Genomic DNA, 14,854 nt, shown 5'->3' with positions numbered 1-14,854 from the left:
GCGATCACCCCCTCGGCGGTCGTCTCGGTGGTGCGGGTAGCGCGGGGCGTGCCGATGGTGCCGGGAGCTCGGATTGCTGCGCGGCGGCCATCTGTCGACGACGGGCAGCGAACACGCGCTCGACGCGGCGCACGGCGGCGGCGCGCTTGGCGGTCTGCGCCTGCTGCTTGACCGACTTAGGCCGGGACGGGTGCGGCTTGCCAGTGAGGGCGGTGAATACGTCGCTCAGCAAGTAGTCGGTCACGCCCCACCGGGCGCCCTTGCGGTCCTTGAGAATCAGCGCCGCGTCGCCGGGCAGATATTGGATGAGCACCCAGATTTCGCGCAGCGTGAGGCGCCGCTGCCCGTCCTCGTCGAACCGCCACCGATCCGAGTAGCGGACGCCATGAAACCGACGCAGGTCGGACTCGACGGCGTCCGCGTGGTCGCGGAGCAGGACGAGCAGCGCGGTTAGTTTCCCGCGCTACCGAACCCGAGCACCTCGCCGAGAATCTCGGCGAACTCGACAAAGTCGCGCTTCTTCGGGTACTTCGCGGTGAGCTTGGTCCACTGCACCGGCCCGAGCAGCAGCTCGATTGCGTCGATGTGCATGTTCCGGCCGAGCGCCTGGTGTACGCGGATCGGCCAATCGTCGGGGTCGGCGGGCACCGTGAACTCGAGGCCGCGGAACTCGACCGTGATCGTCTCGTCTCCTTCGGCCTCACGCTGCGCGGCGGGCTTGAGGTGGTCCTGCGGTTCGCGGACGCCGGCGGGCTTGTGCGGGGTGGCTCGCTTGGCAGGGGCCTTGCGGGGCGTGGTCATGATGGCGTGGTTTCCTTCCGTGATTCGAGTCGCAGACCTTGCGACCGGAGCAGGTGACGAGCGGCCTCGATGAGCAGGCCGTCGGCCGCGCTGGCGAGCTCGTGCTCGGCGAGGTCCTCGCGGAACCGGGCGAGCTGCCACGCGGTCGAGTGCTCGCCCGGGTCGTCGGCCCGGGCGTGTTCCTGCTTGGTGAGCTGCACCGCGCGGGCGAGCCGGTTACGCAGCGAGCGGTCGTAACTGCCGTCTGCGTTGGCGATGCCGAGCTCTTTCGCCGCGGCGCGTAGTTCGTCCTCGGTCGGGACCGTTGAGCGAGACATAGGCGTGGTTCCCTGCTGGCGTGGCCCTCGGGAGGGTGCGACCGGGCCCGGCGAACCACGCCAGAACTCCGGGCCCGGCCGCGTCTTAGGCGGGCTCGACCTTCACGTGCGGGTCGGTGCCGCCGGTCAGGGTGTCGACGGCGACGAGCAACTGCACCGAGGTACCGGCGAGCGCACCGGTTGCGAACGACACGACGAAGTTCGGCGCGGTGCCGGTCACCGTGACGTTGCCCGCGCCGATGCCGGGCAGCGCCGCGAGCGCGGCCTGCACCTCGGCGTTGGTGGCGTCGAAATCGAGCGACGCCGACGCGGCCCCGTCGTAGGACAAGGTGAACGCCCCGCCGGTCGGGCCGCCCACGATCACGACGTTCTGAACCTCGTTCACCGGCGTGTATTGCCGCACGTACAGCAGGCCGTCACCCCGGGCGAAAATATCGGCCGTGATCTCGTACGAGGTCGGGTCGCTCTCGTTGCGGTCGAGGTTCGGAATCCAGCACTGTGCCGGGCGCGCGGTGAACTCACGCTCGAGCAGACCCGCGTCGTTGGTGAACTCGAACGCCAGCGGGAACAGACCGGGGCGCGGCACGACGATGTTCGTCGCGGACGAACCGGGGCGAGCGATGCGCCGAGTCGTCTCGTTCGACTCGAGGCACGTCACGACGCGAGCCTCCTTGTAGTTCTTAAATCCCTTGCGGTACAGGCCAATTCCCCAGCCGAAATGCTCGGTCACGTCCCATTCGCGCGAGTTCGTGATACCGCTGTCGCCGTTCAGAATCCCGAGGTTGTCCCACGTCGCATCGAACGGGTCATTGATCGTCGCGGGTCGGGTCGGGTTCAGCGTCTTACCGACGTAAACCGCTGCGTCCGAATAGATTTGGACGGAATCGGGATTGCGGGTGAGTGCCATGGGTTACCCCTTCTGTGAGTGTGCGATGTCCCCCACCCGTGCGGGGCAGGCGGTCAGAGAGCGCGGTTCAGCCCGCGATCGTGCGGGCGAGAGCGCGCACCGTGAACGAGGTCATGACCCCGCCGTTATTGCTGTCGATGGCCTCGAGCAGGCCCGACGGTTGCGTGACGGTCGCGATCCCGGGGATGCGGTGCGCGAGCAGCACGCCGAGGCACACGCCAGCGATGCGGCGGGACCGGTCCCGGCCGTCGGCCCACACGGTGACGCGGATCGTCGGCGCGGTGGCGACCGGCCAGACCGGCGGCCCGCCGTCGTCGAACACGACCACGGCCGGGGCGCTGGTCGTCTTCCAGTCGAGCGGGAGCACGAGCCCGAGGTATGGCGCAGGCGCGGCGACGAGCCCGGGCACGACCGAGGCGAGGTACTGCTTGATCGCCTTTGCCGGGTCGCCGGGCAGGCGGAACGGCCTACTCACTTCCGGCCGCCTGCGTGACGGGCAGGCCGACCGCGGCGGCGGCTCGGGTGAGCGCGCCGTCGCGGGCCTGCACCTCGGCGGGGACGAGCACGGCCGCCGCCCCGCGGTCGGTCGTGTACGACTCGACGAAACCCTCGTCGTCCTCGTCGAGCTGCCCGAGGATGGCGTCGGCCGCCGCGTTGACCATCTGCACCACAGCGGGCGAGCGGAGAATCTTCGCCGCGGTGGCGTGGTTGATTCGCACCTTGGGAGCGGCCACGGCTACCCCTCCCCTCGACTGCACAGTGCGACGGTGCCCGTCCTCGACGACCAGGGCGACGACCACGGCATGACGGCCAGCGCGTACCGCTCGCCGTTAACGGTGAGCTCGTCGGCGCCGGTGAGGTCGACGGCGGGCTCGAACCAGACCGTGAGCTCGACGCGCTGCCCGTCCCGACCTCGGTCGGCATAGTCCGGGTTCGCGCCGGGCTCGATCGCCTTCGCGGTGAGCGGCTCGTCGGCCGACGGCACCGGGTTGCCGTCGGAGTCGACGCGCGGCCCACGATGGCGGGTGACGGTGAAGCTCACAGGCCGACCGATCCGGCGGGCGGGTACCGGTACCCGCGCGGGTCGCCGAACTCGCCGACCGCGGTCGGGCCGTCGGAAATGCCGAGGTATTCCTCATGGACCTTGAGGAATTGCAGCACCCCGGCCGGGGTCGCGAGCGTGCCCGAGCGTGCCCACGGCCCCATCGTGTCCGAGTAGCCGGTGTGCCCGGTGAACTCGGCCGGTACCGCCATCGCGGCCCGGACCACCTCGACAACGACGTGCTTACCCATCGGGTCGCCGTCGACGATGTCGGGTCGCCGCGACGGGTCCCGAATCCACGTCTCGGCCACGGAGATGAGGAACTCGGCACGGGCCCGCTGCTCAGTGCTCAGCGTGCGCCAGCCGAGCGCCACATCATCCGCGGTCGCGAGTGCCATCGGCTACACCTCGGGCAGACGGGCCGCGATTTCGGCACGGGACATGCCGGCGGCCTCCTCGGCGGACATGCCGCGAGACACCGCGTAGGCAATCCACTCGTCCTTTGGTGAGGTCTGCCGCGGACGAGCCGGGGCGCCGCTATCGGCACCGGCGGTGCCGTCGCCGGTCCCGTTGTCGGGGTCGCCGCCGCCCGATTCGCCGCCGCCCTGGTCGCCGAGGTCGACCTCGACCTCGATGTCGTCGGCCTGCTCGATCATCCCCATGTCGAGCAGACGCGCGACGGCCTCGGCCGTGATGTCGCCCGGTGCCAGCACCGCACCGCGGTAGCGGTAGCGCAGCGTGCCTGTCTCGTCGTGCGCGACGACGACGGGTGCCGTCACGCGAACCCGGGTACCCATCAGATACCCGTGATCTTGATAGCGGCCTTGGGCTCGGTGACGACCGGCACCGTGACGCGACGCGACCGCAAGCGGTACATGTCGTTGTCGTCATCGCGGATCGTCTTCACCTCGACGCCGGGAATCGAGCCACCGGCCGACACGTAGCCGGGCCCGCCGAGCTTCTCGTCGGCCATGCCGCCGAGCTGCGTCGAGTCGACGACGAGCGCCTGCCCCGCGACAGGAAGGTTCGGCGTCGGCAAGAATCGCAGACCGCCGATGACGGGGAAATTCCCCGTGTAAACCGGCGCGAGACCGTCCTCTCGCTTGAGCAGCGCGGCGACCTTCTCGTCGGACATGACGATGGCCCACGTCAGATCGTCGACCACGAGCGTGTCCGGCTCGAAACCCTCGTTCAGAGCGCGAATGACGGCCACGGCCTTGAGCACGTCGCGGACGATGGTCGCCGAGCCGCCCGACCACGAGGCCGAGGCCGCCGAGGTCTGGGTCACCTGCGACGCGATGGCCGCCAGCGAAACGCCGTCGATGGTCTTGACCATCTGGTTTACCTGCTTGATGAGCGCCCGGTTAACCGGGTCCATCTTGCGCCGGGCAATCGACTCGTCGGTGATCTCCGAATCGCGGCCCCACTTCACAGTCTTGGCGACCTGGGCGGTTCCCTCGCTCAGCGAGGTGAGCGGGTACTCGGCGCCGGGCGCGACGGCCTCGGGCGCGCGGTCCGAGTACATGCTCTCGTTCTGCTCGTATTCGAGGGCGCCGCCCTGGGCGTCGTACCGGGCCGAGAGCAGCACGTCGGCGATGAACCGCTGTTCGGCCAGGGTCCGCAGCCGCCGCGCGACGAGCGTCGGGTCCTTGAGGAACCGAGAAATGGTGATGTTGTCGCCCGAGATGGTCGGTGCCGCGGGCGGGTAGGTGTACGGCATCTGTGATGTCCTCTCTTAGCGGGCGAGCTTGACGCGGACCTTGCCGCCGGACGCCGCCGCGAGGGCAACGCCGACGACCTGCGAGTAATCGGTGCCCGCGCCGAGGTCGGCGACGGCACCAGCGGCGGCGGGAATCACGCGCGCACCGGCGGCGATGGCGCCGGACGCGGCGAGCTCGTGCACGCCACCGGTGAGCACGGTCACCAGGTCGCCACTCGCGGCGTCCTGCGCGGCCACGCCGAGCCACGCACCGGACGCGGCCGAGCTCGGCGCCACGGTGTCGTTGCCGGAAACGATGAGCACCTGCCCGCCGGTGACGGCGGCCGAGGTGACCCGCGAGAATGCCTCGCCGGGCTTGAAAATCGCTGCGTACTCGGGCATGTCAGGCGTCCTTTCCGAACAGCGCCGAGTACACGGCGTCGTCGTCCTCGTTGTGGATGGTTCCGGCGTGGCCCAGCTCGACGCCGACCGGGAACACCGGCTCGAGCGCGTTGAGGGTCGCCAGTTCGCGCGGGTCCTTGTTGACCCGAGCGAGCCAGGTGTCGCGCGACGCGGGAGCGATGCGCCCGGTACGCACCGCGTTGTCGACCGCCGCGGCGCGCTCGGCGCGCTCCTGCTCGGTGCGGGCCTGATCGCCTCGGCGGGCGGCCTCCTGCAACGCCGCCAGCGAGCCCGCGTCGATCGCGACCACGCCCGCGGGCAGGCGGTTCGCCGCGGCCGGTGCCGGTTCCTCGGCGGGCGGCGGGGCCGGGGCGGTGTCGCCGTCCTGTCCCCACACGGTGAGTGCCTCCTGCGCGGTGGCGATGGACTCCTCGAACGAGTCCGCGACCGGCTGCGCGATGGCGGCCACGTCCGGCGAGACACCCTCGGCGACGGCCGCGGCGGCGGTCGCGAGCAGCTCGGGACCGGCCGCAACGAGCGCCTTGAGAAACGCGATGTCCTTGTCGTTGAACGGGAGCTCGACCGGCGCGATGGCCGCGGACGGCCGACCGGCGAGCTTGTCGAGTGCGGCCGAGACGGTCGCCTCGTCCGCATCCTCGGCGACGCCGAGGCGCTTCGCGATGGCAGCAAGAGCAGTCATGCGCGTTCCTTCCGGGTTGGCCTCGGCCTCGGTGGCTGAGGGGGTACGGGGCGCGGGCGCAGCACGACGGCCCGCGTAGTTGAATGCCGACAAGTCGAATCGGGCGACCGGGGCGAGCTCGGTCAACGGCGCGACCTCGGTCCGGTCGGCGAGCCCGGCGGCGACGGCCTCGGCCGCCGAGAACCACGTCTCGGCCTGCATGACGGCGCGCCACTCCTCGACGGTCCCGCCGGCCTTCTCGGCGTAGATAGACGCGATGTTGTTCGAGATGCGGTCGAGGTTCTCGGCGTGCTTACGCAGTTCATCGGCGTTACCGCTGGCGTAGACCCATGCGTCATGGATCATGAGCTCGGCATTCCGGCCGACTACCACCTCGTCACCGGCCATCGCGACAAACGACGCGGCGCTCGCGGCGAGCCCGTCGACCACGGTCGTGATGCGGGCCGGGTGGCCTCGTAGCGTGTTCAGTAGGGCGATGGCCTCGTACACGTCGCCACCCGGGCTATTGATCCGAACCGTGATCGCGTCGGCGCTGAGCTGGGCGAGATCCTTCGCGAACGTGGCGGCCGAAACGCCCCACCACGGATCTATCTCGTCGTAGATCAGCACCTCGGCCGAGGCGCCGTCGAGCGCCTTGATTCGGTACCACGGGTCGGGCCGCTCGGCGCGGTCCCTGGTCGGTCCGTTCACCACAGCGTCAGCGCTCCATTCGGCTCGATGCGGGCCGCGGGCCGGACACGTCGCGCGACGGGCGCGAGCGCTGGCGCCGGTGCGGCGGCGGGTTCGGTGGGCTCCTCGCCCTCAACGGCCTCGCGGATCGGTAGCCCGTAGTCCTGGCGCGCGGCCTGCTCGATCGCCTCGTCGGGCGTGATGATTCCGGCGCGCACGAGAATCTCGAGCGCCGCCGCGGTGGCGTCCTTGCGCGAGCCGATTTCGTCGAACACGATGCGCGGGGCGGGTTCGTTCGGGCCCCAATTGGCATCGACGAGGTCCTCGACGATGTGCGCTTGCGCGGTGTCGCGGATCATCTCGGCGACGGTCTGCAAGCTCATCACGAAGAAATCAGCGAACGTCGTGCCCAAAGCCCATGAGCCCGTGCTGTTTCCGAGGTTGAGGAAGTGCGCCAGCACCGAGCGGCCGATCTGCGCATCGTGGTAGTCGATGGCCGGTTGTGCGTCGGGCAGATTGCCCTCGACACCGGCGAGGCGTAGGCGGGCCTGGTACGGCGTCGCCGCGCCCGAGGCGCTGCCCGCCTTGTAGCTCTGGGCAATCTTCTTGCCCGCGTCCAACTGCGCTTGGTCGTCGGCCGGGCCCGCCTCGTAGACCGGCACGCCCATGCCGTTGCGCTCGATGGTCTGCGCCTGCACGCGCAGCAGGCGGTCACGGATGAGCCAGTGCTTGTACGCGGGCCGTAACAGGCTCTGCCCCGTCCAGTCGCCGCCCTCGCGGTCGACGACATAGGCGACGAGGCGCTCGACCGGGATACGCACCGAACCGCCAGCGCCCCAGCCGTATTGCTCGATCGAGACGAGGCCGCCGTCGGGTGCCACCTCGATATCCGAGATGGTCTCGGCGAGGCGCTGCCCGAGCTTGCGCAGGTGGTACAGGCCGTCGTCGCCGACGTTATACACCTGCTCGAAATAGCTGTGCCCGTAGCGCAGGCACAGCAGCGCGGCGGCGAGGTGCTCCCCCCACGAGAACCGGCCGCGCCGCCGCCCGTTCACCGGCTTCTGTCCCACGATCGGCAGGCCGAGGTCGTTCGCGATGTGGGCGACCACCTCGGGCCGCGCGCCGTTCGGGTCGACGCGCCAGTTCGTACGCCGCACGGGCAACGTCACTGCCCGCATGACCGACGTAACCTGTGCGTCCTGCCGCGCCATGCGCCGATACACGCGGGTGCACTGCGGCCAGATGAGCTCGGGCGTCTCCTCGGCACTCTGCCAAAATCCGGTGCCCGTGCCGTCGTAACCCTCTGTGGCGTAACCGATTTCGGCCGTTGGTGTCGTCTTGCTCTTTGCCATGGTGCCCACCTCCTAGAACCCCATCGCCATGAGCTCGTCCTGCTCGACGTGCACGTCGCGGTCGTCGTCCTGCGTCGGTGTCTGCGGCGGTGTGACCGGGGCGAGGCCGAACTCGAGTAGCGCCCACCTCGCGAGCGAAATCACCTGTACGCGGGTCACGTCGCCCGCGGTGTAGTCCCACCCGAACCGGCCGCCGCCGAGCTCGCGTTTCTGCACGCTGCCGAGTGCGTCCGTGAGCCGCGGGTCGCCGCCGTGCGACAGGGCGCCGTCGAGCGCGTCCTGCACGAGGCCGACCGCGGCGTCGGCCGCCTGTCCGGCCGAGGTGAACTCGACCTCGATACCCCGTGCCAACAGTTGGCCGGCGAGGGCCTTCGCCGGGCTACTGCCGTTGATGACGACCGCGCACGGGTCCCACCGAGCGACGAGGTCGACGACCCGGTCGACGATGCCCTGCGCTGACCCGTGGTAACCAAGCTCGAGCCGAATCTTGTCGTCGACGGTGCGAGTCGCCGCACCGAGCGCGGCCGTGGTGAGGTCGCCTGTCATGTCCAGCGCGAGCGCGATCGGACCGTGCACCCGCGCGCCGAGTTCGGTCATGTCCTCCCACGTCCCGGCCGGGATCGCGCGCTCGCGCTCCTCGGGCGGCTTAGGCCACCGGCCGACCGACAGGCGCTCGACTTCCCATTTCTCGAGTCGCGCGGCGAACGAGGCGACCTCGTCCTCGATGTACTCCTCGTCGAACAGGTATCCGACGCTCGGGTTCGCGGCGGCCCAGTTGCGCCGGTCCATCCGCCACGCTGCGCGCTCGACGGCCGTCGCGGTGGCCGGGAGCTCGGGCGCCGACCACTCAAGCCAGAGCAGGCGCTTGCCGGTCCGTTTGAGTGCGCGCTCGCGCAGCATCGCCCACACGCCGCATTTGGGTTGGCTGTCGGCGTCGGCCGCGCTGCCGAGGTACCAGACCTGCCCGTTGGCCGCGGTCGTGATGAGCGGCATGAGCGCGGCGAGCGCCTCGGGCGAGCAGATCATCGCCTCGTCGATCACGAGCCGGTCGACGCTGTCGCCTCGGCCGCCCTGGTCGGTGCGGGTGGCGAAGTAGATCGTTGAGCCGTTCGAGAGCGTGATCGACTCTTGCCCGTTGCTCGTGCGCGGTTGTCCCGGCATGAGCTGGCGTCGTAGCTGGTCAGACTTGTTGATGAGCGCCATCACCTTGCGCATGGTCTTTAGCGCGGTTTTGAACTGGTGTGCCGTGTACAGGATTTGGACGCCGGGCTCGGTCACCATCCACCACAGCAGGACGAGCTCAAGTACGCCGTTCTTCCCGTTCTGTCTGCTCGCGAGCAGACAGACCTCGAACGCGGCCCATTTCCCATCGGCCCGGCGCGCGGTGCCGTCTGTGATCGCCCCGGCCTGCCAGGGCGGGAGCCGCCGCCCTGCGTCTTCGGCGAGGCTGAACACCTCGGCGGCGCCGCTGTAGTCCACTGCGGCGGCCGGGCGGAACGCGATCCGCGGTTCTTGGATTCCGACTAGTCCCGGGCGCGGCCAACTCGTTTGCAACATCCCCTCCCGAGCACCGCGGGGAGAGAGAAAAAGCCTGACTGCCGCGGACGAGTCAGGCCCCGGGGGTCCGATGATTAGGAGGGGGTGCCCTCGTCAGCCCCAGTCGAGGGCGTTTGCGGCGTGGCCGCCGTGAGATCGGGTGAGCGCTGGCCTTAGGTGATCGCGCGATCCGTCGCCGCGTTCCTTGTTGCACGTGTCGTGCAGCAGGCGGTCGGCGACCTTGCCCCCGTGGGCTCGAGCGTGCGTGTGATCGGCCGCGAGAGCCTGCACGCGGTACATGGGTAGGCCGCACCACCAACACGTCTCGCCGTCGCGCAGCGTCTCGAGCAAGGCCCGGCGGCGCTGCTGGTGGGCCCACCCGAGGCCCTTCTGTGTCGTGGTGCGCTTGCGGGTCATGATCGACGCCTACCTAGTCCGGCACGGTCGGCAACCCACCGAGCGACGAACAGCAGCACGGCGTCGAGCCAGGCGGGCATTAGACCGGCCAGGAACCGTACGGCACAACGTAGAGCGGCTGTTCGAGGGTGCGCGGCGCGGTGGTGCGCAGGCACCCGAACAGCAGGTCGAGCACGTCGAGCGCGCTCATCAGGCGAGCTCGCGGACGACTGCCAGGGCGATGCGGGCAAGCAGTTCCCACGGGACGAGCGAGGCGGCGGCGGACAGGGTCGACATGGCGAACTCCTCGGGTGAGCGGTGAGGGTGCGATGTGGCCGAAAATGGCCCATGACATGCGAAAACCGGCACTGTCGACCGTTTTCGGGGTCGGTTCGTCAGTACCGGTTTCGAGGTGCCACCCACGATAGCAGCAGGTCACGGGCTTTTCGATCTTGCGGTGCCGAGGTGGCGCGTCCTCGCCAGCGTGAGCGGCCTATTCACGGTCGGCGCGGTGGCCTTCCGGTGGTGTACCAATGATCTCGGCGAGCCCTGCCTCGATGTCGAGAACTTCGGCAAGTTCGGCGACAAGTGCCTCGTGATGCTCCTCGATCGTCATACGGGCGATTCTTCCGCGTCGGCACTGCGGCGCGCCAGATCGAGAGCGTCGCCGACGCGGTACACGGGTACCGCGCCGTCCTCGTGCCGGTCCGTGATGCGGACACCGGCGCGCGAGCGGATGAGCCACGCGCGGCGCGTGAGACGGCCCTCGGCGGCCCATCGGTAGCCGGTGCGGCGCGCGATCGGCGCGCCGACGGCCGCGCAAGCGTGCAGTAGCTCGGGCATCGTGCACAGCATCTCGCGGGCGGCCTCGGTGGCGGCGGCCTCGATATGGGCGACCTCGTGCTGCATCTGGCACCGCGGGCACCGGACCCATGCCGAATCGCCCGCCCACAGGTTCGCCGAGCACTTGAGGCGGTCGTCGAGGACGGTCGGGCACCGGCCGAGGTACCGGAGGTCGGCGGGCCGGTCGATCGCTCGGCGTAGGTTCGCGGTCGCGCCGACGATGTCGGCGTGAGCTTGGTCGGCGGCGTCGAGCTGGCGTAGCTCGCGCGGGTGCGAGGCCATCCACACGGCGAGCCGCTCGTCGACCTGTACGGGCGTGATGAGGTGCGCCGCGGTGCGCAGGGCGACCCGGGACACCCGGACGCGCTCGCCCTTGCGCAGGCGGTACTCGTGCACGACGAGCGGGGCCTCGGCCGAGCCGCCGGTGTGGCGGGCGTTGGCGGCCATGACGGCGAGCGAGCGCGATTCGATCGGTACCTCGGTGCCGAGGTGGTCAGCGAGCACGCGGGCCCATCCGTGTAGCGCGGTCGCGAGTGCCAGCGCGTCACGTTCGCCGAGTAGGCGCAGGCCTCGCCCGCGCTGCTCGCTGCTCGTGTCCTTGATCGGTAGCGGCGCCTCGGCCGAGCGGCCACCGGCGCGGCCGTCGGTGACGCGGGCTTGTCCGCTGCGCGCGGTCTCGAGGTCGGCGAGCAGGCTCGGCACGGCGAGCAGGGCCTCGACGAGCGCCCGGCCGCACTCCCCACACAGCGCGAGACGGTCGCCGACGAGGCGTGTGCAGACGGCGCACGGCGTGCCGGTCATGAGCGCCCCCGCCGTAGCTGTAGCGCCGGGTCGTCGATGGGCGGAATCGACCGGAACCGCTCGCGGCGAATCCACTCGGTCGAGTCGAGCGGGTCGTCGGGCAGCGACCAGAACGCAGCGGATTGCGCGGCGAGGTAGCAGAACAGGCGGTCTCGCACGGTGAGGGCGTAGATCGGCCGACCGGGGTTGCGCACGGCGTACACGGCCGCGCCCCACGTGAGGCGGTCCCAGTGCGAGAGCTCGGGCGCGAGGCTCACCCGGCCCGGGCTCGCCCACGGCCCGAGCGTCGGCTCGGTGGCCGCGGACATGAACGGGTTTGTCCATGCCGGGAGCACCCACAACTCGGCATCGGTCATGGTCAGACCTCCAATCGCGTGATGGCGATGTACACGCCGGGCACCTCGTCGAGCTCGGCTACCCGCTTGCGGTGGTGCTCGTCGACGACCTGCGCGTCGTCGAGCCACGCAACGCCCGTCAGCGCGTCGTATACAGCGCGCAGCAGCTTGTCGCCGTCGGGCTTCTTGATCGCCGGGGGCGTCCGCGATTTCGGCGTGCTCTTAGGGCGCGGCAGGACGAACTCGAGGTCGACGGCGAACGGCCCAGGCGCCGGGCGCCAGCCGTGCTCGTGCCCGGCCCATGCGATGCGGGCCCGCCAGTCGGGCAGACCGGCCGCGGACTCGACGAGGACGGCGCGCCCGCGCCGGTGGCCTTTGTATGACTTGCTGCCCTGCGGTACCGGTGCGCCGGGCACGAACAGGCGCTCGCCTACGACGGCGTAGCCGCCGGTAACGGCCGTCACCGGTCGTTCCTCGGCGTCCATACCGGTACCTCGGTTATGGCGTTGTCGGCCTCGCCACGCAGGCGCCGGCGAATGTGGTCGCGGAGTTGCTCGACGGCGAGCGGGTCGTTTCCGAGCACGTTAACGAGCGCCTGCGCGGCGTCGTCGACGATGGCGTGCGGGGCGTCGGGCCGGACCTTGGCGAGCGCGCTCGCGGCGCCAGTGCCGAACCCGTCGAGGTACACGCGCAGCACCACCTCGAACGGCACCGTGACCATGTCGGCCGGGGCGCGATCGGCCTCGGCCGCGCGCTCGGCGGCCTCGGCGTCGGCATCGCACCCCGGGCACGAGTCGGTCAGGTAGTAGGCGTGCGGGCACTCGGTCGCCGAGGCGACCCGGCGGCCCGGGCCCGAGATGAAGAAATCCGGCCACCGGCGTACGTCAGCGAGCGTCGGGGCGTCCTTGGCGAGCACCTCGGCCGGTGGCCGCGGGATCGCGAGGTGCCGGGCGTACAGGTCGCGCACCTGGGCGGCGTCCCATCCGCTGAGAGTGGTTCCGCACGCGCAATCGGCGCGCACCCGGGGGTGTCCGGCGAGCATGGCGCCGGGACCGATCGGGCCGAGCTGGCAGGGGGTCACGTCAAGCACGGGCGGGCCTCCTCGTTCGTGGTCTCGTAGTCGCGGCAGGCAGGCCACCAGGCGCGAATGTCGGATGCTTCGCTGTGAGTCACGCGAACGCCGTTGCCGCACAAGCATTTCGGATAGGCCCGGTTGTGATGGTCGAGGACTGCGCGCCACCGGCACGAGCCACAGCGCAGGCCGTCGCCGTCCCGGCCGGTTGCCGCCTGCTCGTGCAGCGCGACGTATCCGAGCGGGTGAATCCGAGCGGCGATGCGCCGCTCGATGAGGCGGTGCCGACGCTCGGTGTGCGTGAGGTCGGCCTCGGCGGCGCTGTAGCCGTCGGGCAGGCTGAACAGGCCCGGCTCGTCGCTCATGACACGGCCCGGTTCACCACGTCGGCGAGCGCCTGCACGTGCCCGTGTACGAGGTAGTCCGTCGTGTGGCGGCCGTCCCACAGATAGCCGCGGGCGAACGCCATCGCGCCGCCCCACGTGCGCCAGTTCGCAGGCGACCACCACCGTTGCAGCGTGGCCGTGCGGCATTTCTCGACGATGTCCTCGCCCCAGCGCACCACCTCGACCGGGCCCGCGAGCGACCACCACTCGGACAGGTCGGCCACCGAACGCAGCGGGTTGCCCGGCGGTAGTGCCGTGATCGGGTCGCCGTCGGCCGCGGCCCACCATGTCGGCACGGTGGGTACGTCTCGCTGTCCGGCGATGCCGTAGCCGGGCGCCGGCGGGCGGTGCGGAATCCCAGCACCGGCCGGGCGCAGCGGGTCGGCGATGAGCGCGCAGCCGACGAGGTGGTCGGCGAGCGCGCCGGGCATGTGCTCGACGATGTCGCGGGCGAGGTCGCCCGCGATTCCGGCGCCTTGCGAGTATCCAGCGAGCACAAACGAGCGCCGAACCCGGATCGCGTCGAGCAGCGCCCGGCGGCCGAGGCGTCGCGATTCGATGTACGGGCGCGGGTTGCCGTACTCGGCCGGGTACGACACGATCCTCGGCTCGAACCGGGCCGGGTCGAGCGAGTCGGCGAACGCCTGCGAGATGCCGTCGCCGGTGCGGCCGTAGCCGGTACCGGGCAAGATCAGAACGTCAATCACGACCGGGCCTCGTCCTCGGCGTCGAACTCGGCGCGCACGATGGCGGCCGACTCGATCGCGTGCTCGTCGAGCTCGGCGTCGCCGGTGACCTCGTCGATGAGTTCGGCGTCGCTGGCGATGCTGATCCCGCGGGCGATGGCGTTCCGGTGATCGGCGGCGGCCTGCATGTTCTGGGCGAAGTTCTCGACCATTACCGCGATGGCCGAGAGCCCGGTGTACACGAGGCGGGTCGCGCCGTCGTGTCCGTGCACGGCGATAGCGTCCTCGACCGACGGCCATACGACCGTTGACCGGCGTTCGCCGCGCCAGCGAACGACGGTCACGCCATCGTCGAACGTGACGCCGTCGGCGACTACGCCGGTGCCGGATACGCCGGTCACGTCGGCGTCTCGCTGGAACTCGAATGTGCGGACGTTCACCGTTGGTTCTCCTTGCGCTCTGCTGCTGCGATGGCCTGCTGTGCGCGCAGGCTCGGGGTTGTCTGGTTGATGTCATGGCGTTCGCCGCGGGTCCACGGCTTGCACACGGGGCACGGGATCGGGCGGGCGTCGTCGTCCTCACCGAGCCAGCCGCGGCGGCAACGCGGGTCGTGCCAGGGCGCCGAGGTGTCCTCGGGCTCGCGGTGCTCTCCGGTGCGATCGAGGGTCATGAATTCCACACCCCCGCTCGCGCGGTCGTGAGTTGCGTACGTGAATCAGCCACGCGGGTATTTCTGGTTGTGGTTGGTATGGGTTGGTGGGGGGTCACCGGTGACCCCCAGACATGGCCCATATGACCCCCAGACTTGGACCAAATGACCCCCAGACTTTCCGGCGAGGCACCCGTATAGGGGTCACTAGTGACCCCCAGACTTGCGCCCTGTGGATAACTCCGGGGGTCACGGGCGACC

The 14,854-nt window shown here is 70.4% G+C and carries 25 protein-coding genes; 1 reads left to right on the top strand and 24 read right to left on the bottom strand.

The window, feature by feature from the left end:
- Positions 1-4 precede the first annotated feature (4 nt).
- The gene (locus ACFK0J_RS00390) at positions 5-313 is read right to left on the bottom strand and encodes a hypothetical protein (RefSeq protein ID WP_378735410.1); all 309 of its coding nucleotides are present in this window, start codon (positions 311-313) and stop codon (positions 5-7) included.
- On the opposite strand from ACFK0J_RS00390, the gene ACFK0J_RS00385 reads away from it, so the two are divergent.
- Positions 302-454: a hypothetical protein gene (locus ACFK0J_RS00385; RefSeq protein WP_378735409.1), complete on the top strand. Its 153-nt coding sequence runs from the start codon at positions 302-304 to the stop codon at positions 452-454. The two genes, ACFK0J_RS00390 and ACFK0J_RS00385, sit on opposite strands and share 12 nt — an antisense overlap.
- Here the strand turns inward: ACFK0J_RS00385 and ACFK0J_RS00380 are convergent.
- The 23 genes from ACFK0J_RS00380 to ACFK0J_RS00270 form a co-directional block, all read right to left on the bottom strand.
- Positions 451-801, bottom strand: a complete 351-nt coding sequence (locus ACFK0J_RS00380; protein WP_378735407.1) for a hypothetical protein — start codon at positions 799-801, stop codon at positions 451-453. The two genes, ACFK0J_RS00385 and ACFK0J_RS00380, sit on opposite strands and share 4 nt — an antisense overlap.
- On the bottom strand, positions 798-1,118 hold the full coding sequence (locus ACFK0J_RS00375; protein WP_378735405.1) for a hypothetical protein: 321 nt from the start codon (positions 1,116-1,118) through the stop codon (positions 798-800). Before ACFK0J_RS00375 ends, ACFK0J_RS00380 begins: the two co-directional genes overlap by 4 nt.
- Before the next feature lie 85 nt (positions 1,119-1,203).
- The gene (locus ACFK0J_RS00370) at positions 1,204-2,025 is read right to left on the bottom strand and encodes a hypothetical protein (RefSeq protein ID WP_378735404.1); all 822 of its coding nucleotides are present in this window, start codon (positions 2,023-2,025) and stop codon (positions 1,204-1,206) included.
- Positions 2,026-2,092: 67 nt separating this feature from the next.
- Positions 2,093-2,500, bottom strand: coding sequence for a hypothetical protein (locus ACFK0J_RS00365; protein WP_378735403.1), 408 nt, complete (start codon positions 2,498-2,500; stop codon positions 2,093-2,095).
- Entirely contained in the window at positions 2,493-2,759 is a 267-nt protein-coding gene (locus ACFK0J_RS00360) for a hypothetical protein (protein ID WP_378735402.1), read from the bottom strand. The genes ACFK0J_RS00365 and ACFK0J_RS00360 overlap by 8 nt, the downstream gene beginning before the upstream one ends.
- Positions 2,760-2,761: 2 nt before the next feature.
- Positions 2,762-3,067 carry a hypothetical protein gene (locus tag ACFK0J_RS00355; RefSeq protein ID WP_378735401.1) on the bottom strand — a complete coding sequence of 102 codons (306 nt, stop codon included), beginning with the start codon at positions 3,065-3,067 and terminating at the stop codon, positions 2,762-2,764.
- Positions 3,064-3,465, bottom strand: a complete 402-nt coding sequence (locus tag ACFK0J_RS00350) for a hypothetical protein (RefSeq protein WP_378735400.1) — start codon at positions 3,463-3,465, stop codon at positions 3,064-3,066. Before ACFK0J_RS00350 ends, ACFK0J_RS00355 begins: the two co-directional genes overlap by 4 nt.
- A gap of 3 nt (positions 3,466-3,468) precedes the next feature.
- Positions 3,469-3,846, bottom strand: a complete 378-nt coding sequence (locus ACFK0J_RS00345) for a hypothetical protein (protein WP_378735399.1) — start codon at positions 3,844-3,846, stop codon at positions 3,469-3,471.
- A 17-nt stretch (positions 3,847-3,863) separates the two neighbouring features.
- The gene (locus tag ACFK0J_RS00340) at positions 3,864-4,787 is read right to left on the bottom strand and encodes a hypothetical protein (RefSeq protein ID WP_378735398.1); all 924 of its coding nucleotides are present in this window, start codon (positions 4,785-4,787) and stop codon (positions 3,864-3,866) included.
- A gap of 15 nt (positions 4,788-4,802) precedes the next feature.
- Entirely contained in the window at positions 4,803-5,168 is a 366-nt protein-coding gene (locus ACFK0J_RS00335) for a capsid cement protein (RefSeq protein ID WP_378735397.1), read from the bottom strand.
- 1 nt (position 5,169) lies between these two features.
- On the bottom strand, positions 5,170-6,561 hold the full coding sequence (locus ACFK0J_RS00330) for a head maturation protease, ClpP-related (RefSeq protein ID WP_378735395.1): 1,392 nt from the start codon (positions 6,559-6,561) through the stop codon (positions 5,170-5,172).
- On the bottom strand, positions 6,555-7,748 hold the full coding sequence (locus tag ACFK0J_RS00325) for a hypothetical protein (RefSeq protein ID WP_378735392.1): 1,194 nt from the start codon (positions 7,746-7,748) through the stop codon (positions 6,555-6,557). Before ACFK0J_RS00325 ends, ACFK0J_RS00330 begins: the two co-directional genes overlap by 7 nt.
- 153 nt (positions 7,749-7,901) lie before the next feature.
- The gene (locus tag ACFK0J_RS00320) at positions 7,902-9,446 is read right to left on the bottom strand and encodes a hypothetical protein (RefSeq protein WP_378735390.1); all 1,545 of its coding nucleotides are present in this window, start codon (positions 9,444-9,446) and stop codon (positions 7,902-7,904) included.
- Positions 9,447-9,539: 93 nt separating this feature from the next.
- Entirely contained in the window at positions 9,540-9,842 is a 303-nt protein-coding gene (locus ACFK0J_RS00315) for an endonuclease domain-containing protein (RefSeq protein WP_378735388.1), read from the bottom strand.
- A gap of 472 nt (positions 9,843-10,314) precedes the next feature.
- Positions 10,315-10,437, bottom strand: a complete 123-nt coding sequence (locus tag ACFK0J_RS00310) for a hypothetical protein (protein WP_378735387.1) — start codon at positions 10,435-10,437, stop codon at positions 10,315-10,317.
- Positions 10,434-11,465, bottom strand: a complete 1,032-nt coding sequence (locus ACFK0J_RS00305) for a hypothetical protein (protein ID WP_378735384.1) — start codon at positions 11,463-11,465, stop codon at positions 10,434-10,436. Before ACFK0J_RS00305 ends, ACFK0J_RS00310 begins: the two co-directional genes overlap by 4 nt.
- Positions 11,462-11,821: a hypothetical protein gene (locus tag ACFK0J_RS00300; RefSeq protein WP_378735382.1), complete on the bottom strand. Its 360-nt coding sequence runs from the start codon at positions 11,819-11,821 to the stop codon at positions 11,462-11,464. Before ACFK0J_RS00300 ends, ACFK0J_RS00305 begins: the two co-directional genes overlap by 4 nt.
- Before the next feature lie 2 nt (positions 11,822-11,823).
- Entirely contained in the window at positions 11,824-12,264 is a 441-nt protein-coding gene (locus ACFK0J_RS00295) for a RusA family crossover junction endodeoxyribonuclease (RefSeq protein ID WP_378735379.1), read from the bottom strand.
- Positions 12,261-12,890: a hypothetical protein gene (locus tag ACFK0J_RS00290; RefSeq protein ID WP_378735377.1), complete on the bottom strand. Its 630-nt coding sequence runs from the start codon at positions 12,888-12,890 to the stop codon at positions 12,261-12,263. Before ACFK0J_RS00290 ends, ACFK0J_RS00295 begins: the two co-directional genes overlap by 4 nt.
- Positions 12,878-13,237 carry a hypothetical protein gene (locus tag ACFK0J_RS00285; RefSeq protein WP_378735376.1) on the bottom strand — a complete coding sequence of 120 codons (360 nt, stop codon included), beginning with the start codon at positions 13,235-13,237 and terminating at the stop codon, positions 12,878-12,880. Before ACFK0J_RS00285 ends, ACFK0J_RS00290 begins: the two co-directional genes overlap by 13 nt.
- On the bottom strand, positions 13,234-13,965 hold the full coding sequence (locus ACFK0J_RS00280) for a hypothetical protein (protein ID WP_378735374.1): 732 nt from the start codon (positions 13,963-13,965) through the stop codon (positions 13,234-13,236). The genes ACFK0J_RS00285 and ACFK0J_RS00280 overlap by 4 nt, the downstream gene beginning before the upstream one ends.
- A complete protein-coding gene (locus ACFK0J_RS00275; protein ID WP_378735372.1) occupies positions 13,962-14,384 on the bottom strand; it encodes a hypothetical protein in 423 nt (140 codons plus the stop codon). Before ACFK0J_RS00275 ends, ACFK0J_RS00280 begins: the two co-directional genes overlap by 4 nt.
- Positions 14,381-14,614, bottom strand: coding sequence for a hypothetical protein (locus ACFK0J_RS00270; protein WP_378735370.1), 234 nt, complete (start codon positions 14,612-14,614; stop codon positions 14,381-14,383). The genes ACFK0J_RS00275 and ACFK0J_RS00270 overlap by 4 nt, the downstream gene beginning before the upstream one ends.
- Positions 14,615-14,854 lie beyond the last annotated feature (240 nt).

The sequence above is a fragment of the Nocardia brasiliensis genome (assembly GCF_042691675.1).
Classification (GTDB): domain Bacteria; phylum Actinomycetota; class Actinomycetes; order Mycobacteriales; family Mycobacteriaceae; genus Nocardia; species Nocardia brasiliensis_D.
This window is presented reverse-complemented; position numbering and strand designations above follow the sequence as displayed.